This is a genomic window from Microbulbifer sp. TYP-18 (genome assembly GCF_040932045.1).
Lineage (GTDB): Bacteria > Pseudomonadota > Gammaproteobacteria > Pseudomonadales > Cellvibrionaceae > Microbulbifer.
The window spans coordinates 124,095-142,713 of sequence record NZ_JBFRBC010000016.1; the positions used below are offsets into that span (position 1 = coordinate 124,095).

An 18,619-nucleotide genomic window follows, 5' to 3' on the forward strand; every position below is an offset into this window, starting at 1 on the left:
GACGTCGTCGGAGTGGCGCCTGCTCAAGGGGGGACGTCGGGAAACCTGGCCAGTCAGCAGATTCTTGCTGCCAGGGTTTCCGGCATCGACAGATAAATATTATAACCGTCTGGGAGACATCCTCATGTTTGAGAAGAAAAAGCTGAGCCGTTCCGTCGCGGAACAAAGGGGGGCGTCACTCATGTCCCGTGTGGCCATTGCCACAGCGGGAGCGCTCTTTTCCATATCTGTGGCAGCACAGCAGTCCGGCAGTATCGAGGGGCAGGTATTCCTCGACAGCCAGGGTGCAGAGGCTGCCGGTATCACCGTCACCGCCACCAGTAATGTTATGCCGCGGGCGCGTACCGCCACCACTGACGCCGATGGCGAGTTCAGGCTGCCGGCCCTGATCCCCGGTACCTATACCCTGACATTTACCAATGATGATGGCCTTACCCGTACCGTGACAGCTCGAGTCTTACTGGATCAGCAGTCCAATGTCACTGTGGTCATGGTCCCCGAGCAGGGCATGGAGGAAATTCAGGTCTTTGGCGAGGCAGCAACCCTGACGGGTAACGGTGCGCTGTCCAGTGCCATCGGTGCGGATGTCATTGGCGGACTGCCGGTGGGGCAGGACTTCCGGGATATGATGAAACTGATTCCAGGCGTCCAGTACACGGAAAATGGTGTGCGTGGTGTCAATGCGGGCGGCAGCGGGCAGGACAATGTATACAAGTTTGGTGGTGTGAACGTCACACTGCCCCTGTTCGGTGTGCTGTCCGCCGAGCCCTCGAGCCAGGATGTGGAGCAAATGTCGGTGGAACGCGGCGGGGCCCGCGCTATTGGCTTTAAGCGTTCTGCGGGCGTTGAGGTCAACACAAAAACCAAGTCCGGTACCAATGAGTTCAGGAGCAGTGTGGAATACCAGTTCCAGACCCCGGGCATGCGCGAAAAAAACAAGGAAGGGATCAAAGACGAGACCAGCCGCAGCTGGCTGACCGCCAATGTGGGTGGTCCGATTATCGAGGATCAGCTGTTCTTTTACGGTTCTTATTATGGTCCTCGTCAAGAACGGGACAATAAAGAGACCGCTTACGGACCCACCAAGGACTTTACCAGTGAGCGGGATGAGTACTTTGGCAAACTCACCTACGCGCCTATCGACAATCTGCTGTTCAATGTGTCCTATCGTACCTCTGAGCGGGTGAACGAAGGGGATTCGATTTCCTTCACCGAGATCGATTCGGTCTCTCGGGGTTCGGTGTCTAACCAGGATATCTTCTCCCTGGATGGTTCCTGGGTTATCAATGATAGGACCACACTGACATTTCAGTATAGCGACTATGCGCTCGAGGGTTCCGATGTGCCGGATAATCCCCTCGATTTACAGCCTGCTTATGATCAGCCGCTGGATCTGGCCAACCTGGATTCCCAGGGCTATTTTGAGGTGCCGAGCACGCGCGCGAATGATCCGGGCTGGAATGCCTTTGTACAGCCCTTTATCGATCAATATGGCTATATAGGGGACGATGGCTCCCGGGTAGGTGGCGGTGCTGTCGGAGGATTTTTCCAGTACAGTGAAGGAAATTATTACAACCGTAGTTTTGAAATAGCGTTAGATCATAGTTTCGATCTCGGTGAAACCAGCCACGAACTCCACTTCGGCTATCAATACTCCGAGGGTGAGGAGCAGTTGGCCAGGACTTCGAATGGATGGGGCATTATTGAAGTCATCGATGGTTCAGAAGATGCGGATGCGCCCAACAACGCCAGGTTTTTAGGCAGAACGGAACAAATGAGCTTCCTTGGGGAGGATGGTTCCCGGGTACCGAGCATCGACTCATTTGTGGAAACACAAAACTTCGAGATCAACGATTCCATCAGCTGGGGGGATTTTACCTTCGATGTGGGAGTCCTGATCAGCCAGGATACACTCTATGGCCAGGGTCTGAGGCGCAACTCTGCGACGGTTTCCGGCTACGTCGCTGATTTGGGCCGCAAATACGAGATGTATCAGACCGACTGGAAAGATATGATCCAACCGCGGCTCGGTGTTACCTGGGCCTACAATGGCAACGACACCATATTCGCCAATTTTGCGCAGTACAATCCGGATGTCTCGTCTCTTGCCCGGGCCGCCTCTTGGGATCGAAACACACGGGCAGTGCTCGATGTCTACTGGGATGAAGATGGTAACTTTATCGAGTCGACGCCACGCGCGGGCTCCTCGGGTAAATTCTTCCAGGAAGACCTTACTCCCCGCCGCCTGGATGAGCTGACCATCGGTACCACCAAGGACTTCGACAATGGTATCAGCCTGCGCTCCCATATCCGCTATAGCGAAAGCTCCCATTTTTGGGAGGATACCTGGAACGGGTCGCGGCTATACGGCTGCTACGCCAGCCCTCAAGGGGAGACCTGTGTGCCGGATCATATCGCCGAAAAAGGACTCTATATTCCCGAGCTGGATGATTATCGTGCGCAACTGGGTGGTTCTTCCTATGTGATTGCGGAGCTGGACGATGCTTATACCAAGTATTGGGAATTCAGTATGGAGGCCACCTGGGTGGGTGAGCGCACCTATTTGAATGCCTCCTATACCCGTAGCCGCTACCGCGGTAATTTTGACCAGGACAATACTAGCGGCGTCAATGACCAGGCTACCTTTGTCGGCTCCTCAAACCTGGCCGATGGGATCGGGCGCCAGGTCTGGGATCTGAAGGACGGCACCCTGCGCGGTGACAAGCCCAATGTATTCAAGGTGTTCGGTCAGTATACGCTGGACTGGCAGGCCAACCTCGGGGCCTTCCTGGTGTACCAGTCCGGTGAACCCTGGGAGGCCTGGGATGGTTCCCTCTACGGCTATTCCAGCAGCACCAACCGTTATGCAGAACGGGCCGGCAGCCGCCGCAGCCCCTCCCACTGGCAGTTGGATCTGAACTACACCCAGAACTTCCAGGTGTTTTCGGATTACACCTTGAAGTTCCGTGCCGATCTGTTCAATGTGTTCGACCGCCAGACAGGCTATAATTTCGACCCCTTTGTTAGCAATGAGACCTTCGGCGAACCGCGTAACTATTATGCACCGCGCCGTTTGCAGCTGTCCCTGGGGGTAGATTTCTAGTACTGGCCGGCAGTTGCCTTAACCGGCTTCGAAGGCAGGAAGAGGCCCGGGTTTTACCCGGGCCTCTTGGTTTGTGGTGACCACTTCGGGAAAGTTTTCTGCCGTCGTGTCCGCTAAAGTGTGCTTAACGCGGTTAAGGGGTATTCAATCCAATGAATTACTGGCTGGCAGAGTTGGTATTGGCCGTTTCCGCCCTGCTGGTGTCTGGACACTTCTGGTCCACCGGCCGTGATCGCCACCAGTCTCCGGCACTGTTGATGGTGGCGGGTTTGTGTTGCCTGGCACTGGCCGCTCTGGCCGGTGCCTACCGATACGGCGTAGATCCCTGGGCGACAGACCTGCACCGGGCGCTGTCACATCTCTCCGGCTATATTTCCTTTCCGGCCATCGGGATAGCCCTGTTATGGGTTTCACTGGGTTTGCCCGCCGGCGATCAAAGTCGTGCGCCGGCCTATGTCATCCTGGTTCTGGTGACCGGTGCGGCACTAGGTATGTCCGGTCACGGAGGTGTAACCCCAGCCGAAGTCAGCAGCTTTTTCTCCGCTCTCGGGCTGCTGCTCTGGCTGGCGGCAGCAGTGCGACAGTTGCTTGTACCCGGACGGTTGTCGCGGGTCCAGGCGGTGCTGCTGAGCCTGGGAGCCCCACTGGTGATTATTGCGGGTTTGCTGGTGGGCACCGATTCCGCCCCACTGTGGGGCCTCGCACGCATCAACTGGTTTCATCTGCTATTGGCGGCGGCGCTGTGGCTGCTACTCTGCGGCCGTCCGCTCTTTGCCCATCGGGCCCGGTGAAACAGGCGGGTGGTGCAGGTGATAGGGTTAGCCGGACGCGGCTGGCTGCCGCGCTGACAAAAAGAAGTTGGGGAAGTGAATGACCGAGCCAGAGCTTCGGGGCTATATCAGAAATACGGACAGTGGTGCCCTCTACGGCAAGCCTGGATTGAGCCTGCTACTGGTGCAGACACCTCTGTGCCGCGCAGTGATTGCGCCCCAGGGGGCGCAGATTCTCGAGTTTCAGGGGCAGGGTCGCGAACCTTTGCTTTGGCTGAGCCCTCTGGCCAGGTTTGCACTGGGGCAATCGATACGGGGGGGTATTCCTGTATGCCTGCCCTGGTTTGGTATCAACCGCGACGATCCGTCAAAGCCCAAACATGGGCTGGTACGCACTGCGTTGTGGCGACAGGGGGAAACTAGCATCCTGGCCGATGGAACACTGGAGTTGGTGTTCACTTACCGCCATCCGGGGGACCAGTTGTTCGCCACCCCTTTCCTTTGCCAGGTGAAGTTTCAGCTTGGCAGGGTTCTGCAGCTGCAGCTCATATTGAACAATCTGGGTGCGGAGCCGGCCGCCTTCAGCTGGGCCTGGCACAGTTACTTTGCTGTGGGCGACGCCAGTAAGATTGCTGTTGAGGGACTGGAGCATTGCGAATACCTGGACAATACCCGCAATCTCCAGCGGTACAGGCTCAGTGGCCTGCTCAGCTTTCCCCACCAGGTGGACCGGATATTCGAGCAGGCACCAGCCAGGCAGCGGCTGGTCACCGAAAATCCCATTACCGCTGTGAGTGAGAACTGCCACAGTGTGATTGCCTGGAATCCGGGCCCGGCCGCCGGCCTGGAGGATGTGGGTGAACACCATCGAGAGTTTGTATGTGTGGAGCACGGTAATGCGTTTGCCGACAGCTGGACTATTCCCGCGGGGGAAGCCCTATCTGCCGGGCTGATGCTGGAGCGTTGAGGCTGGTCTATGCCTAGCAGGTTGTTGAAAAAGGCATCCTGCCTGTTTCAAAACACGAAAAGCGAAAAATGTGATTTTCACTTTTCTTCCAAAATCAACGACTTAGGCGTCGTCGATTTTGCCGGAACATCCATATTCCGGTACCGGGCGTCGAAATTCTGCGAATTTCAACAGCCTGCTAGGCCAACAATTCTGGGTTAGGGCTTACTTTAGTATCAACAGACCTTAACCAAAAACAGCCACCGTCTGCCGGGTGAATGCCACCAGTTGCCCTCCGGCGCTCCAGAGCCTCGCCTGGATAACACTGTAACCGTCTGCAGCCTGTTTTACTTCAGCGAGGTACTGCCACCAGGTCCCGGCGGTTTCTCGCGGCCGAGGCCCCACAAATTCCAGGGTCCATGTGAGGGAGCTGGCGGGCGCCAATTCCTTAAGCATGGGCAGCACCGCCGGCGGCCAGGCGTCGATCAGCGCCAACAGGTGACTGACGCCCACCGGTTCTGAAGCCGTTTGCCCACTGGGCTCGCGAAATCTCACCCAGCCGCCAAAGCTGGTGCTATCGCTGTTGGAGTAGGGCAGGTCGCCCAGGGCGATGCGATAATCGAAATGCCGGGTAAACTCCGGTACCAGCCCCTCAATATAGGGGAGCGCCTGGGACTCCTCGGGCGCGGGCATCGGTGGAGCTGGTGGACTGGCAATGGAAATGGACGATTCCCGCGGCTTGCCAAAGCTGGCCAGGGCGGCGAGGACCACTTTACCCTCCTGGCACAGACGCCCTTCCACCTGAGTGACAGAGCGCCCTCTGCGCAGGACATCTGTGTGGATATCCACTTTGCCAGGACTGGCCGGGGCGACAAAGGAAACCGTCAGAGAGCGCAGATCCGCGTCACTATCCAGTTGTGTGGCCATTCTCTCGTAAAGCATGGCCGCCACCAGGCCGCCAAAGGTGGCTCGACCCTGCTGCCAGCCGGCGGGGATCTTGGGTGGGTTGTCGCCGCTGCGCAACTGGGTCAGCAACTGCTGGAATTGGCTGGCTGTTTCCTGCTGCATGGGTTCAGCCAAATGTATGGTTGTCATCGGGAAAGATGCCGTTTTTCACATCTTCGGCATATTTGCGCAATGCACCGGGAATATCCTCGGCCTCGCGGAGGAAATTCTTGGAAAATTTGGGCGGACGTTCGGTCAGGCCCAGAATGTCGTTGATCACCAGTACCTGGGCGTCGGTTTCCCGCCCGGCGCCGATGCCGATGGTGGGCATGGAAACAGAATCGGTGATGCGCTTGGCCAACCCCGACGGCACACACTCCAGCACCAACAGATCCGCTCCGGCCTCGTCCAGCAGTGCGGCGTCATCGATGATTCTGCCCGCCTGCTCGTCATCGCGACCCTGTACCCGGAACCCCCCCAGTTTGTGCAGCGATTGTGGTGTCAGGCCGAGGTGTGCGCACACGGGAATACCGCGGTCCGCGAGCATAGACACTGTTTCGGCCAGCCAGGCGCCGCCCTCTATCTTCACCATATGGGCGCCGGCCTGCATAACGCGGGTGGCACTTTGCAACGCCTGTTCCGGGGTGGCATAGGTCATAAATGGCAGGTCGCCTATGATCAGAGATTTCTTGTTGCCCCGGGCCACCGCTTCCACGTGATAGATCATTTGTTCCATGGTGACGGGAATGGTGCTGTCGAAACCCAGCACAGTCATGCCCAGGGAGTCGCCGACCAAGACAACCTCCACACCGGTCCTCTGTGCCATGGTGGCCATGGGGGCATCGTAGAGGGCGACGGTTATAAATTTCTCACCGTCTATTTTCATTTTGCGCAGCGTTTGTACGGTAATGGGTGTTGGCCGTTCAGTGGATGCGTAAGTCATGCGAATCAGCTCCCCGGATTGTAGTAGTGGCGACCGCTTTTGACGGTCAGCAGATATTCCACCAATTGTCGGTAGTGTTCTGGCCGATCTACGATATCGATGTCTTCGCTGTTGACGATCAACAGCGGCGCCTCGTCATAGTAGTGGAAGAAGTTAGTGTAAGCGTCGTTCAGGGTGGCGAGATAATCGTTGCTGATTGAACGCTCCGCGGCGATGCCGCGGGTCCGAATTCTCTCCTGCAACACCGTCAGGGGAGCCTGCAAATAAATCACCAGATCGGGTTTTGGTGCCTGCAGGGTCATGTGTTGATAGACCTGCTGGTAAAGTGCCAGCTCGTCCGCATCGAGTGTAACTTCGGCGAACAGGTAATCCTTTTCGATCAGAAAGTCTGCTACACGCACCGGTTTAAAGATGTCGTTCTGGCGTAAGGCCTGAATTTGCTGCGATCGTTGCAGCAGGAAATACAACTGTGTCGGTAGGGCGGCATTCCTGGGGTCGCGGTAAAACCTTTGCAGGAAGGGGTTGTCTTCCGGCAGCTCCAGCAGTGTATCGTAGTTAAAACTGGCGGCAAGCTTCTTCGCCAGAGTGGTTTTTCCCACGCCGATATTGCCTTCCACCGCAATGAATCGCGGCGGTGTCACTCCGGACAGATCCAGCGGCGCTTGTTCCAGTACTTCGCGCTCGGCTATGTCTATCGCCACGACGGTTGCTCCTTGTTTTTCGGCGATTGCTATTCGGAAACTTTCTGCAGGCGGTTTTGCGGACACTGTTGCAGCAGCGCCAGAACAGATTCCCCCCCGGGCAGCAGCAATTGTGGGTCCAGTTCCACCAGTGGCTGTAGGACAAAATTACGCTCCGCCATACGCGGATGCGGCACCTGCAGGCGGGGGAGGTCAATCCTCTGCTGACCGAACAGCAGTATATCCAAATCGAGGGTGCGGGCACCCCAGCGGAGGCTGCGTTCGCGGCCTTGGGCCGTCTCGATAGCCTGTAACTGATCCAGTAGCCCCAATGGCGGCAGGTCGGTATTCAGTTCCGCTACGGCATTGATATAGTCCGCCTGCCCGGCGGGTCCCACCGGTGCGCTGCGGTAAAAGCCGGAACAGCGGACCAGGCGCACCTGCGGGAGCTTACGCAGGGCTTTCAGTGCGCTGCGAAGCTGTTGGGCCGGGGCCGCAAGGTTGCTGCCGAGCCCGATAAACACACGCTGCACGGATTACCCGGCGGCCTTTGGGCGCCGGCGGCGTCTGCCACCACGCTGCTGCAGCCGGCGCACCATCTCCTGGCGCTGGTCTTCGTCGGCCTGCTGGAAGTCGGTCCACCAGGTGCCGAGGCCCGGCTGGATTTCTCCACACTGCTCCCGCAGCAGCAGGAAGTCATAGGCGGCTCTGAAGCGGGGGTGCTGGCTCAGCCGCTGTGCCCGCTCTCCATTGCGGCGGGGCAGACGCAGTTGCATGTCCCAGATTTCCCGCATTGGCAGCGAGAAGCGTTTTGGCAGAGCGGTGTGAGCCAGTTGCGAACTGGTGGCTTTCTGTGCCGCCTGAGCCAGGGCGGGAACCGCGGGGGTACCCTGGTCCATCAGTCTCCGCTGCTCTACAACTACCCCCGGCCACAGCAGGGCCGCGAACAGAAATGCCGGCGTCACGTGCTTGTCTGCATGAATACGCGCGTCGGTATTGCGCAGTGCGAGGCGCGCCAGTTCCAGCATCGCCGGGTCCTCCAGCAATGCGGCGTTGTCCGGGAACAGCTGCGGCCAGAGCTGATACTGGCGCAGCAACTCGAAGGTGCGTTCGCCGAAACCGCCCATCAGCAGTTTCAGTACCTCGTCAAACAGGCGCGCCGGTGCGACGTTCCGCAGCAGGGGGGCCAGAGCGGCCAGGGGGGTTGCCGTGTGTTCCTCGATGGAAAAATCCAGCTTGGCGGCGAAGCGCAGTGCCCGCAGCATTCGCACCGGGTCTTCCTTGTAGCGCGTCGCGGGGTCGCCAATCATGCGGATCTGGCGCTGCTCGATGTCGGTGACGCCGCCAGTGTAGTCGTGAATGGCAAAGCCCCTGGTGGTGTAGTAGAGGGCATTGACGGTGAAATCCCGACGCGCGGCGTCGCTGGCGAGATCTCCGTAGACGTTGTCGCGCAGCAGCATACCTTGCTGGGACTGTTGCGCCTCATGCTCCGCGCCATTGGAGTGGTGTCCGCGAAATGTCGTCACTTCGATGACCTCACGGCCGATGCGCGCGTGCAGGATGCGGAAGCGCCGCCCCACTATGCGCGAGCCGCGAAACAACTGCTTGGCATCCTCGGGGGTGGCATCGGTGGCAATATCGAAGTCTTTGGGATGGCCGCCGAGCAATAGGTCGCGCACCCCTCCACCCACTATATAGGCTTCGAAGCCGGCTTCCTGCAGACGCTTCATCACTGTCAGCGCCGCACGGCTGATATCGCGGCGGGAGATCGAGTGTTCACTGCGGGGAATGATGCGCGCTTTCGGCTGAGGGGCCGGCTTGCGCCAGCGTTTGATACTGCTGAGCAGGGAGTTCAACATACGGCTGTCTGTCTTGACTGCGGCCAAGGCCTGTGAACGGGGAAGTCCCGTTGATCATGAGGGCGCATTCTACCACAAGACAACACAGAGTCAGACGGTCGCCTCAAATGAGGAAACCCCTGCGACCGGTTACTGGTGACAGTATGAAAAATGAGGGGTCATAATTACCGGGATCAAGGTAGCGGCTTCCCTGCGCTTTCAATTTGCCGTATGGCAAACACCCTCTCCCAGGCACAATCAGTCAGTTTGTAACGTGCTTGTCGTTATTTTTTTACGATCTGCTTATTGTTATTGTTTATTGTTGTTGTTCTGCTGGTTTTGGTCGTTAATTGCTCTTTTTCGACCTTTCCATTTATTTTTATTGTGTTGCGCCCACTTATTGTCAGTTTTTATTAGGGCTTTAACAGTCATTTATTTTTATTTTTGGCTGTTCTTCATAGTTGCACAGGTTTAAATAGCATTTAGTGTGCCAACTTTAAAAAAACGCGGTAAATCAATAAGTTAAGAAGTGTAAGCGAAATGCGGGCCCAATGCCGGAGATGAATCCGTTACGGATGGTGCAGCAGTTGTTACTCTCAGCGCGACTTGGGTAACACTTTCACTTGTAACTATTTGACGTTACCCGGTGTCATCATCGGTTCTGGCCGTGGGAATGGAGGCGGAGTGCCCCTGGCGGATGGCGTCTGAGGGCGCTGATGGAGGCTGCCGGAAGTCAGGCCTCGGCCACTGCGCGGCGGGTTTTCTTGCGCGGTATACCGAGCTTCTGGCGGCGCTCCCACAGGCACTTGCGGCTCACTCCCAGTTTCTTCGCCAGGTCCGTCTCACTCATGGTGTCCTGGTGCTCCAGCACAAAGCGGGCGAAATAGTCCTCCAGTGACAGGTCCTCGCGGGGGTCCGTATGCAGGCTGGGCCGGCGGCGGTCCGGGTCCGCTTCGTCCACGGGCACCAGATCCAGGTCGATGTCCAGGGTGCGGTGGTCTATCTCGTCGCTGACGCCCTCGGTCAGAATGACGGCGCGCTGGATGGCGTTCTCCAGTTCGCGCACATTGCCGGGCCAGCTGTAGGTGGTGACTGCCTGTATCGCCTCCGGGGACAGCTTGAGGGTGGGCCGGCCGATACGGGTACAAAACCTTTCCAGCAGGTGTTCGGCGATGGCAAGTACGTCCTTGCCCCTGTCCCTCAGGGGTGCCACGGTCATCTGCACCACGTTGATGCGATAGTAAAGGTCCTCGCGGAATTTGCGCTCGCTGGCTAGCAGGCGCAGATTGCGGTGGGTGGCAGCCACCAGGCGCACGTCAACTTTGCGCGATTCCACCGCGCCCAGAGGGCGTACTTCGCCCTCCTGCAGCACCCGCAGCAGGCGGGCCTGTGCTTCCAGCGGCAGTTCGCCGATTTCATCCAGAAACAGAGTGCCGCCATCGGCTGCCGCCACCAGTCCGTCGCGGGCGGATTGGGCACCGGTAAAGGCCCCTTTCTCGTGACCAAACAGCTCCGCTTCGATCAGGGTTTCGGGGATGGCCGCGCAGTTGACCGAAATAAGCCGTTTGCTGGCGCGGCGGCTCTCCTCGTGGATAGCGCGCGCCACCAGTTCCTTGCCGGTACCCGTCTCCCCGTAGACCAGCACGGTGGCGTCGGTGGGAGCCACTTTGTGGATGCGGCTGTAGAGGCTGCGCATGGCCGGACTGTCGCCGATCATGCCGGCAATGGCGCGGCTTGACCCGGTGGTGCTGGCGGCCACAGCACGGCTCTGTTCCGCCTTGCCGATGACCCGGCGCACAGTGGCGATCATCTCATCGTGGTCAAACGGCTTGGCGATATAGTCGGCGGCACCCATGCGCATGGAATCCACCGCGGAGCGCAGGCTGGCGTAGCTGGTCATGATAAGCACCGGCACGTCACCGGCCAGTTTCAGCAGGTCAGTGCCGGGGGCCCCGGGCAGGCGCAGGTCGGAAATAATCAGGTCGGTTTCCTGGAGCCGGTACTTGGCCGTCGCTTCACGCACCGAGCCGGCTTCGCTGACCCGGTACCGGTGCCGCTCCAGCAGCTTGCGCAAGGCTGTGCGGATGATGACTTCATCCTCGACGATCAGGATATGGCTCATACGTTACGCCTGGTTACAAAACGCTCAGTAGGTGCGTAGTTTTACCTGTGGAACGTTTCGATGCAACTCAAACCGGCGCAGTTATTCAAAATTTGTGTGATACCTGGCCCTGTTTCGGTGTATCTAACCCGTTTGCGGCAGCTGCACGATAAAGGTTGCTCCGCGCCCTGTGGCGGCGTTGGCGGGGCTGACCAGCTCCAGCTGGCCGCCGTGCTCCTCGACGATGCTGTACACCATCGCCAGGCCCAGACCGGTGCCCTCACCGGGCTCTTTGGTGGTGAAGAAGGGTTCCAGGATGCGCTCGCGGTGTTTGAGGGGAATGCCCGGGCCCTCATCGGTCACGGCGACACAGGCGTAGCCGTTGGCGGAATAGCCGTCGATACGGATGTGACCACCGTCGGGGCTGGCGTCGCGGGCGTTGCTGAGCAGGTTGATAAATACCTGTATCAGGCGCTGGTTGTCGCCGGGGGCCATCAGGTCCGCCGGTACCGCATTGTCGAACGTGGTTTCGGTCTTGTCCCGCTGCAGCGCGAGCAGTTGCACCGCCTCCTGCACACAGGCGTAGAGGTCCACTGGGGCCCAGTCGCTTTTCTCCTGGTTGCCGCTGTGGGAGAAGTTGACCAGGGAATGCACGATACGGCTGATGCGCTGGGTCTGGCTGATGATCTGGTTGGCGGTGTCGCGCACCTCTTCGCTGTCGGATTCGTACTGCAGGTTCTGGGCCAGGCAGGCGATGCCGGTGACCGGATTGCCCACCTCGTGGGCCACACCGGCGGCCAGGCGGCCCAGGGAGGCGAGGCGCTCGTTGTGGATCAGCTCCTGCTCCAGCACCTGGGTTTCGGTGATGTCCTCGACCAACAGCATCTGTCCGTCCCGGCCCTCCCCCGCAACCCCGCCGCCACGGCTGTTTTTCAGGTGGGTCTTGTGCAGGTTGAGCCAGCGCCTGTCGTCCCCCAGGCTGATCTGCTGCTTGAAGCGGCTGCCCTCGTCGGACAGGGCGAAGTCCATCAACAGGGACTGCCAGGGCTCCGGCAGATAGTCCAGTTTGGAGCCGATAACCTCGCTGGCGGCAATGCCAGTGAGATCCTGCATGGCGAAGTTCCACAGCAATATTTCCCCGTCGCGCCCCAGGGAGCAGGCGGCCACCGGCAGCTCCTCCAGCATCTGCCGGTGATAGAGGCGCAGATTGTTGAGCTCCGCGGCCAGCCCGGTGAGCTGGTTCTTATAGCGGGACAGGCCGGATTCGATCAGGTGGATATCCTTGTTTGCCGGCAGGCCGCTGTCTTTGAAGGGCAGGTGCCGCTCGATGATCTGGCCGGCGAGTACCCGCCCCAGGAGCCCGGACAGGTTGGCTTCCAGCTTGTCCCGCAGTTGGCGCAGGGCGAAAGGGCGCCGCTCTTCCTCGGGCAGGTTCAACTGGCGCAGGGCGCGATTGACTTCCTGGCTGGCAGTGGCGGCTCCGAGGCTTTCCGCCAGGCGCAGGCGAAAATCCGCTGCGGACTGGACGTCCAGTTCCAGTCGCAGTGCCTGACCGATGGTCTCGTCTCCGCACAGGTTGGCGGCGTATTGTTCCAGGCTGCTGGTATCCGTGGTCAGGGACAGGAGCACGAACAACAGGATATTCACCGCCAGGGAAAGGGTGGTGACCTGGGTCCAGATAGTCATTCCCAGTGGGATCTGCAGTTCGGTGCCCGGGATGGTCACGCCGCTGAGCCCCAGGATCGCGGGTAGCAGCAGGCCGCCGGCCCATATCAACATGCCCGCCAGCAAGCCGGCGATAAAGCCCCGCCGGTTGCCCTGGGGCCAGTGAATCACGGCAAAAATACCCGGCAGAAACTGCAATGAGGCGATAAACGACAAAATGGCCAGGTCCGAAAGCGACAAACGGTTGTTCAGCAGCAGGTAGAAAGCGAATCCGGCCAGATACAGTGCAGCCACCAGTGTCCGGCGCAGCCACAGCAGTTGCCGGTACATGTTGTCCTCGGAGTGCCAGCGGGTGCCCGGCAGCAGCCAGTGATTCATAACCATGGTGGAGAGTGCCAGTGTCATCATTACCAGCGCGCCTGTGGCGGCCGCCAGGCCGCCGATAAAGGCCAGCACGGTTAAGAGAACTGAGCCGCTGGCCCTGGGCACCGCGAGGGTGAAATACTGTACCGGCTCGGCCACATCGAGGGCGAAGCCGGCCCACATAATGGGGAATATGGGCAGCGCCATCAGCAGCAGGAAGAGTGGAAAGCCCCAGCTGGCTACGCGCAGATGGCGGCTCGCCGGGCGGCCGGCAATACTGAGGTAGAAAATGTGTGGCATGGCCACCGCGGTGGCGATAAACACCAGCAGCAGCGTGTGGGAAGAGCCCTCCTTGATTGGCGCGTAAAGCAATTGCTGCATGCTGCTGTGTTCAGCCAGCCATAGATCCAGCCCGGCAAATCCATTGAACACCCCGTACACGGCGTAGCCGCCGACCGCCAACAGCGCCACCAGCTTAACCACCGACTCCAGTGCCAGTGCGCCGGTGAGGCCCAGGCGGTGCTTGCGCGAAGTGCCGAAGGTGCTGGTGAAAAGTGCCAGCAGAACACAGTAGACAAAGGTGGTCAGATCCTTGTTGGTGACGCCGCTGTCCGGCAGCGCCAGTATGGTCACACTGTCCCGCGACAACAGTGCCAGTGTCTCCGACACCGCCTGGATCTGCAGCGCGATCAGTGGCAGCAGCCCCAGCAGCATAAACAGGGTGGTGAAAGTACCTGCCGCCCGGCTGTGATAGCGAAATACCAGCAGGTCCGCCGGCGAGGTCAGCTGGTAGCGCTGCGCCAGCCGCGCCAGCGGTTCCAGGGCGAAGGGGGCGAACAGGAACATAGCACCGGTGCCCAGATAATACGCCAGTACGCCGTAGCCGTATTGCCAGGCCAGGTCCACCACACCGTAAAAGGTCCAGGCGGAGAGGGAGACCCCCAGCGACAGTACAAACACCAGGGGGTGGCGGACCCAGCGCACCGGCAGCCAGCCTTTGGACGTGGCCAGGGCGAAGCAAAACAGCGCGGCGATGTAACCGACGCCGATCAGGGCAATATGGCCGACTTCAAAGTTCACTGGTGTTGCGCCGCATCTGTACCACCACTGCCAGCAGGATCAGCAGTAGCCACAGGATAAAAGGGCGATACCAGGCGCCGGCGGGGTTGATCAGCCAGGTGAAGACCGTCGGTGAAAAGACGTAGCTAACCAGGACCAATAGAATCAGAAGGGTGCGATTACTCATAAATACGTGGTGCTGGGGTATTGGGGGAACCTTGCCGAAAAATCTTAATTGTCACCGGGCGCTAGTGCAATTGCCGGTTGTGACGATCCACCTGCCGGCGCTGCCAGCGGGCGGTGGCCCAGGACAGTATGGCGGGCGGTGCTTCGGAGCCCAGTTCCGCCGGCGGGTGGAAGCCAAGAAAGCGCATTGCCTGGATCAGATTGTCGCCGGCGCGGTGGTCATCGATCGCCGGGGCACAGCTCTGCTTGCTCAACTTTTGTCCGGCAGTCCCCAATACCAGCGGCAGGTGGCCGAATTGGGGTGCCTCGGCGCCCAGTAGTCGAAACAGCCGCTGCTGGGCACCGCTGCTGTCCAGCAGGTCGGCGCCGCGCACCACATGGGTCACACCCTGGTCGATATCGTCCACGACCACCGCCAGTTGATAGGCATAGAGACCGTCGCGCCGTCTCAGCAGGGTGTCGTCGCGGATCTGCTGGATCTGGGTGCCCCGCCAGAGGTCGGTGAAGCGCTCTTCACCACCGGAACAGGCGACCCTCAGTGCGCTGGGCCCCTGTGCGTCGGTTCGCGCGCGGCAGCCCCGGTTGTCGTGGCCACCGGCGCGGCGAATCTGTGCCCGCGAGCAATGGCAGGGATAGGTCAGCCCGCGCGCGGCCAGGTCGTCGAGCACTTCGTCGTACAGGCGGTGGCGCCGGCTCTGCCATTCCAGCGGGCCGTGCCAGTGGAGCCCGTGGGCCTCCAGGGACCTTACAATGCGCTGTGCTGCGCCCGGCTCCTCCCGCGGCGGGTCCAGGTCTTCCATGCGTACCAGCCATTGGCCGCCGTGGGAGACGGCATCAAGATAGCTGCCCAGCGCACAGGCCAGGGAGCCGAAGTGCAGTGGCCCGGTCGGGGAGGGGGCGAAGCGCCCGGTATACGGATTGGACTCGCTCAAAATCAGATCCTGGCGGCGGCTGTCGCGGCGCACCGCCGGGGCGATCGCGGGGATCGCCGCTGGGGGATTAGCTGCGCCTGCGGACGCTCAGCCGGAGATCTGCTTTTCTTTGATTTCGGCCAGGGTCTTGCAGTCCACACACAGGGTCGCGGTGGGTCTGGCCTCCAGCCGGCGGATGCCGATTTCCACCCCGCAGGCCTCGCAGTAACCATAGTCGTCCTGGTCGATCAATTCGATAGTGGCATCGATCTTCTTGATCAGCTTGCGCTCGCGGTCGCGAGTGCGCAGTTCCAGGCTGAACTCCTCTTCCTGGCTGGCGCGGTCGGCCGGATCCGGAAAATTGGCGGCCTCGTCCTTCATGTGGGAAACGGTGCGGTCCACCTCTGCCATCAACTCGGCCTTCCATGCCAGCAGCAGCTTGCGGAAGTGCTCCTGCTGCTTCTCATTCATGTACTCTTCGCCCTTTTTCTCCTTGTAGGGCGCTAAGCCGTGCAGAGAATCGGTGCTCGCAGCAGTTTTGGGCATAGTCTTTGCCTCGCGTTACTTTACTGGCCCTCCTACATGAGGGCTGTACCACCAAATTCAACCTAGCCTAGACCGGTATCCACCGGAGCGGTGTACTTTAGTTCGCAACACCCGGGTAGCTACGGCAGGCAGTTCCCCAAACCGGCACCGGCAAACCCCGGTGACCGAGAGCGTGGAAGCTATCAAATCTCGGTTGTTCGCGCCACAAAATGTTGTCTGGTATCTTGTGGCGTTTAGTTGATCCACGGGGGCCAGAGTGAAGTTTAATCCGCCGTTGCAGCGCGGCACGTTGATCAGGCGCTATAAGCGTTTTCTCGCCGATATCGAAACGGAATCGGGCGATTTGTTGACCATTCACTGCCCGAACACCGGCTCCATGAAAAATTGCTGGGTCGAAAACAGTCCCTGCTGGTATTCGGATTCCGGCAATCCCAAACGCAAATACCGCCATACCCTGGAAATCACCACGACGCCGGAAGGGGCCAGGGCGGGGGTGAATACCGGTCGCGCCAATGCGCTGGTTGCGGAGGCCATCGAAAACGGGATGGTGACGGAGCTGCAGGGCTATACCGGGTTGCGCCGCGAGGTGCGTTACGGCGATGAAAACAGCCGCATCGATCTGCTGCTGTCGGGGCAGGAGGGCGACTGTTACGTGGAGGTGAAGAATGTCACCCTGGCCGAGGGTGACAGCGGCAGCTTTCCGGACGCGGTCAGCAGCCGCGGCGCCAGGCACCTGCGGGAGCTGCACAAACTGGTGGACAGGGGCGTTCGTGCAGTGCTGTTTTACTGTGTGCAGCACACCGGCATAGAAACTGTCGCAGCGGCGCGGGAGATAGATCCGGAGTATGCCGAAACACTGGATAGGGCGGTGGCCGCCGGGGTCGAGGTGCTTGCCTACAGAGCGACTGTGGGGGCAGAGGAGATACGCCTCAGCGAGCCCCTGCCGTTTCTCCAGCCGCGCAAACAGTGATAAGCGTGATTTAAAACCTCGGAGCCACTGCCTGGGTTGGCAGACTGTCAGTCCGCCAGTAGTACATACAGCCCCTCGGGTGAGTGTTCCACCGGCACCGGGGTCAGTGCATCGCCGGTGCAGGGCCCGGCGATACACTGGCCGGATTCGATCAGGAACAGGGCGCCATGGGATGCGCACTGGATGAGGGCGCCCTCCGCATCGAGAAACTGGTCCGGCTGCCAGTCGAGCCCGATACCGCGATGGGGGCAGCGATTCTTATACACGTACACCTCGCCATCCTTCATCACCGCGAAGACGTTGGCCGTATCCGCAGCTGTGTCCCCGAGGGAAAAGCCCTTCGACTGCCCTTCGCTCAGTTCGCCGTAACCACAGAGAAAATACTTCTGCACAAAAAGTCCCGCCTGGTTCTGGCAAATCACTCGGGAGCGGCCAAGGTAATGTCCGCCTGCCGCTCCTGCCCGTCACGCAGAAAGCGGAGTTGTACCCGGTCGCCGGCGCGGTGATTCTCCAGCACATTGAGCAAATCATCGTAATTGCGCACTGGCTGCCGGTCGACCGCCACAATCACATCCCCAAGCTGCCAGCCGCCGCGGTTGGTGCGGAAGACGCCGCGCAGGCCGGCGCGCTCGGCGGGCATACCCGGCTTGGTGCGCAGTACCGCAACCCCTTCAAAACCATAGCGGCTGGCCCACTGGTCCGGTGCTGATTCAATCCCCAGCACCGGGCGCACCAAACGGCCGTAGGCAATCAGTTCCGGGACAATCTTTTTTACCGTGTCCACCGGGATTGCGAAACCGATACCCACACTGGCGCCGCTGGGACTGTAGATGGCGGTGTTGACGCCGATCAGCCGCCCTCTGCTATCCAGCAGTGGTCCGCCGGAATTGCCGGGGTTGATGGCGGCGTCGGTTTGGATCACATTGCGGATAGTGCGGTTGTTGGCCGCCTCAATCTCGCGGCCCAGGGCGCTGACCACGCCAGTGGTCAGGGTGGTATCGAGGCCGAAAGGATTGCCGATGGCAAGTACCTTGCGGCCCACTGCCAGGTCGCTGGAGGAGCCCGGCACCAGGGGTGTCAGCCGCTGGGGCGGCGCGTCGATTTTCAGTACCGCGAGGTCCTTTTCCGGTGCCGAGCCCACCAGTTGCGCCGGCCACTCGCTGCGATCCTGCAGTGTGATAGTGACTTTGCGTGCGCCCTCGATGACGTGGAAATTGGTCACCACATGTCCCTGGGCATCCCAGATAAAACCACTGCCGGCGCCTTTGGGCACTGAGTGCAGGCGCAGCGTAAAGCGGTCCCGCACCAGGGTTTCATTGGTCACATACACCACCGAAGGGCTGGCGAAGTTGAACACCTGCATGGTGTTCCGCTCGTCGTCAGTGGAGAAGTCCGGGGGTGTTTGCGCCTGGGAAAACGGTGCTGACAACAATAGCACCACACACAACAACAGGGATTGCAGCTTGTTCATGATCGGTGGGTCGGGCTCACGGAACTCGGTGAGGCTTATTGTGCAGCAACCGGAGGGGTGGCACCAGATGCTGCAGCGGTCGCAGAGCCCGGTACCGGGGAAGGTGCCGGGCCCCACGGGTG

16 protein-coding genes are annotated in these 18,619 nt (G+C 60.0%); 4 read left to right on the top strand and 12 right to left on the bottom strand.

Going from position 1 to position 18,619, the window contains the following annotated elements:
• The first annotated feature begins 124 nt into the window (after positions 1-124).
• The 3 genes from ABVT36_RS13375 (at position 125) to ABVT36_RS13385 (ending at position 4,840) form a co-directional block, all read left to right on the top strand.
• Positions 125-3,103 (top strand): carboxypeptidase regulatory-like domain-containing protein, encoded by a 2,979-nt coding sequence (locus tag ABVT36_RS13375; protein ID WP_368457012.1) that lies wholly within the window; start codon positions 125-127, stop codon positions 3,101-3,103.
• Positions 3,104-3,255: 152 nt separating this feature from the next.
• The gene (locus ABVT36_RS13380; protein ID WP_368457013.1) at positions 3,256-3,894 is read left to right on the top strand and encodes a hypothetical protein; all 639 of its coding nucleotides are present in this window, start codon (positions 3,256-3,258) and stop codon (positions 3,892-3,894) included.
• Between the two features lie 79 nt (positions 3,895-3,973).
• Positions 3,974-4,840: a D-hexose-6-phosphate mutarotase gene (locus tag ABVT36_RS13385; protein WP_367150680.1), complete on the top strand. Its 867-nt coding sequence runs from the start codon at positions 3,974-3,976 to the stop codon at positions 4,838-4,840.
• 225 nt (positions 4,841-5,065) lie between these two features.
• Here ABVT36_RS13385 and ABVT36_RS13390 read toward each other — a convergent pair whose 3' ends face one another.
• The 10 genes from ABVT36_RS13390 to dksA all read right to left on the bottom strand — a co-directional run bounded on the left by ABVT36_RS13390 (position 5,066) and on the right by dksA (position 16,056).
• Entirely contained in the window at positions 5,066-5,914 is an 849-nt protein-coding gene (locus tag ABVT36_RS13390) for an acyl-CoA thioesterase (RefSeq protein WP_368457014.1), read from the bottom strand.
• Positions 5,892-6,707, bottom strand: coding sequence for a 3-methyl-2-oxobutanoate hydroxymethyltransferase (gene panB / locus ABVT36_RS13395; protein WP_368457015.1), 816 nt, complete (start codon positions 6,705-6,707; stop codon positions 5,892-5,894). The genes ABVT36_RS13390 and panB overlap by 23 nt, the downstream gene beginning before the upstream one ends.
• A 5-nt stretch (positions 6,708-6,712) precedes the next feature.
• Positions 6,713-7,396 carry a deoxynucleoside kinase gene (locus tag ABVT36_RS13400; protein ID WP_368457038.1) on the bottom strand — a complete coding sequence of 228 codons (684 nt, stop codon included), beginning with the start codon at positions 7,394-7,396 and terminating at the stop codon, positions 6,713-6,715.
• Positions 7,397-7,437: 41 nt separating this feature from the next.
• The gene (gene folK / locus ABVT36_RS13405; protein WP_368457016.1) at positions 7,438-7,920 is read right to left on the bottom strand and encodes a 2-amino-4-hydroxy-6-hydroxymethyldihydropteridine diphosphokinase; all 483 of its coding nucleotides are present in this window, start codon (positions 7,918-7,920) and stop codon (positions 7,438-7,440) included.
• A gap of 3 nt (positions 7,921-7,923) precedes the next feature.
• Positions 7,924-9,246: a polynucleotide adenylyltransferase PcnB gene (gene pcnB / locus ABVT36_RS13410; RefSeq protein ID WP_368457017.1), complete on the bottom strand. Its 1,323-nt coding sequence runs from the start codon at positions 9,244-9,246 to the stop codon at positions 7,924-7,926.
• Positions 9,247-9,958: 712 nt separating this feature from the next.
• Positions 9,959-11,347 (bottom strand): sigma-54-dependent transcriptional regulator, encoded by a 1,389-nt coding sequence (locus ABVT36_RS13415; RefSeq protein WP_368457018.1) that lies wholly within the window; start codon positions 11,345-11,347, stop codon positions 9,959-9,961.
• Between the two features lie 123 nt (positions 11,348-11,470).
• A complete protein-coding gene (locus ABVT36_RS13420) occupies positions 11,471-14,434 on the bottom strand; it encodes an ATP-binding protein (protein ID WP_368457019.1) in 2,964 nt (987 codons plus the stop codon).
• A complete protein-coding gene (locus ABVT36_RS13425; RefSeq protein WP_368457020.1) occupies positions 14,424-14,600 on the bottom strand; it encodes a hypothetical protein in 177 nt (58 codons plus the stop codon). The genes ABVT36_RS13420 and ABVT36_RS13425 overlap by 11 nt, the downstream gene beginning before the upstream one ends.
• Positions 14,601-14,661: 61 nt before the next feature.
• The gene (gene gluQRS, locus ABVT36_RS13430) at positions 14,662-15,531 is read right to left on the bottom strand and encodes a tRNA glutamyl-Q(34) synthetase GluQRS (protein ID WP_368457021.1); all 870 of its coding nucleotides are present in this window, start codon (positions 15,529-15,531) and stop codon (positions 14,662-14,664) included.
• 87 nt (positions 15,532-15,618) lie between these two features.
• Positions 15,619-16,056, bottom strand: a complete 438-nt coding sequence (dksA, locus tag ABVT36_RS13435; RefSeq protein WP_367150670.1) for an RNA polymerase-binding protein DksA — start codon at positions 16,054-16,056, stop codon at positions 15,619-15,621.
• A gap of 256 nt (positions 16,057-16,312) precedes the next feature.
• On the opposite strand from dksA, the gene sfsA reads away from it, so the two are divergent.
• Positions 16,313-17,026: a DNA/RNA nuclease SfsA gene (sfsA, locus tag ABVT36_RS13440; RefSeq protein ID WP_368457022.1), complete on the top strand. Its 714-nt coding sequence runs from the start codon at positions 16,313-16,315 to the stop codon at positions 17,024-17,026.
• Positions 17,027-17,073: 47 nt separating this feature from the next.
• Here the strand turns inward: sfsA and ABVT36_RS13445 are convergent, their stop codons facing one another.
• Entirely contained in the window at positions 17,074-17,418 is a 345-nt protein-coding gene (locus tag ABVT36_RS13445; RefSeq protein WP_368457023.1) for a Rieske (2Fe-2S) protein, read from the bottom strand.
• 26 nt (positions 17,419-17,444) lie between these two features.
• On the bottom strand, positions 17,445-18,497 hold the full coding sequence (locus ABVT36_RS13450; protein ID WP_368457024.1) for a S1C family serine protease: 1,053 nt from the start codon (positions 18,495-18,497) through the stop codon (positions 17,445-17,447).
• Positions 18,498-18,619: the final 122 nt, after the last annotated feature.

Coding starts and splice junctions, on each gene's coding strand:
- ABVT36_RS13450 (WP_368457024.1), bottom strand. CDS start 18,497: ATGAACAAGCTGCAATCCCTGTTGTTGTGTGTGGTGCTATTGTTGTCA.
- ABVT36_RS13385 (WP_367150680.1), top strand. CDS start 3,974: ATGACCGAGCCAGAGCTTCGGGGCTATATCAGAAATACGGACAGTGGT.
- ABVT36_RS13375 (WP_368457012.1), top strand. CDS start 125: ATGTTTGAGAAGAAAAAGCTGAGCCGTTCCGTCGCGGAACAAAGGGGG.
- ABVT36_RS13425 (WP_368457020.1), bottom strand. CDS start 14,600: ATGAGTAATCGCACCCTTCTGATTCTATTGGTCCTGGTTAGCTACGTC.
- panB (WP_368457015.1), bottom strand. CDS start 6,707: ATGACTTACGCATCCACTGAACGGCCAACACCCATTACCGTACAAACG.
- ABVT36_RS13390 (WP_368457014.1), bottom strand. CDS start 5,914: ATGACAACCATACATTTGGCTGAACCCATGCAGCAGGAAACAGCCAGC.
- ABVT36_RS13415 (WP_368457018.1), bottom strand. CDS start 11,347: ATGAGCCATATCCTGATCGTCGAGGATGAAGTCATCATCCGCACAGCC.
- pcnB (WP_368457017.1), bottom strand. CDS start 9,246: ATGTTGAACTCCCTGCTCAGCAGTATCAAACGCTGGCGCAAGCCGGCC.
- ABVT36_RS13380 (WP_368457013.1), top strand. CDS start 3,256: ATGAATTACTGGCTGGCAGAGTTGGTATTGGCCGTTTCCGCCCTGCTG.
- dksA (WP_367150670.1), bottom strand. CDS start 16,056: ATGCCCAAAACTGCTGCGAGCACCGATTCTCTGCACGGCTTAGCGCCC.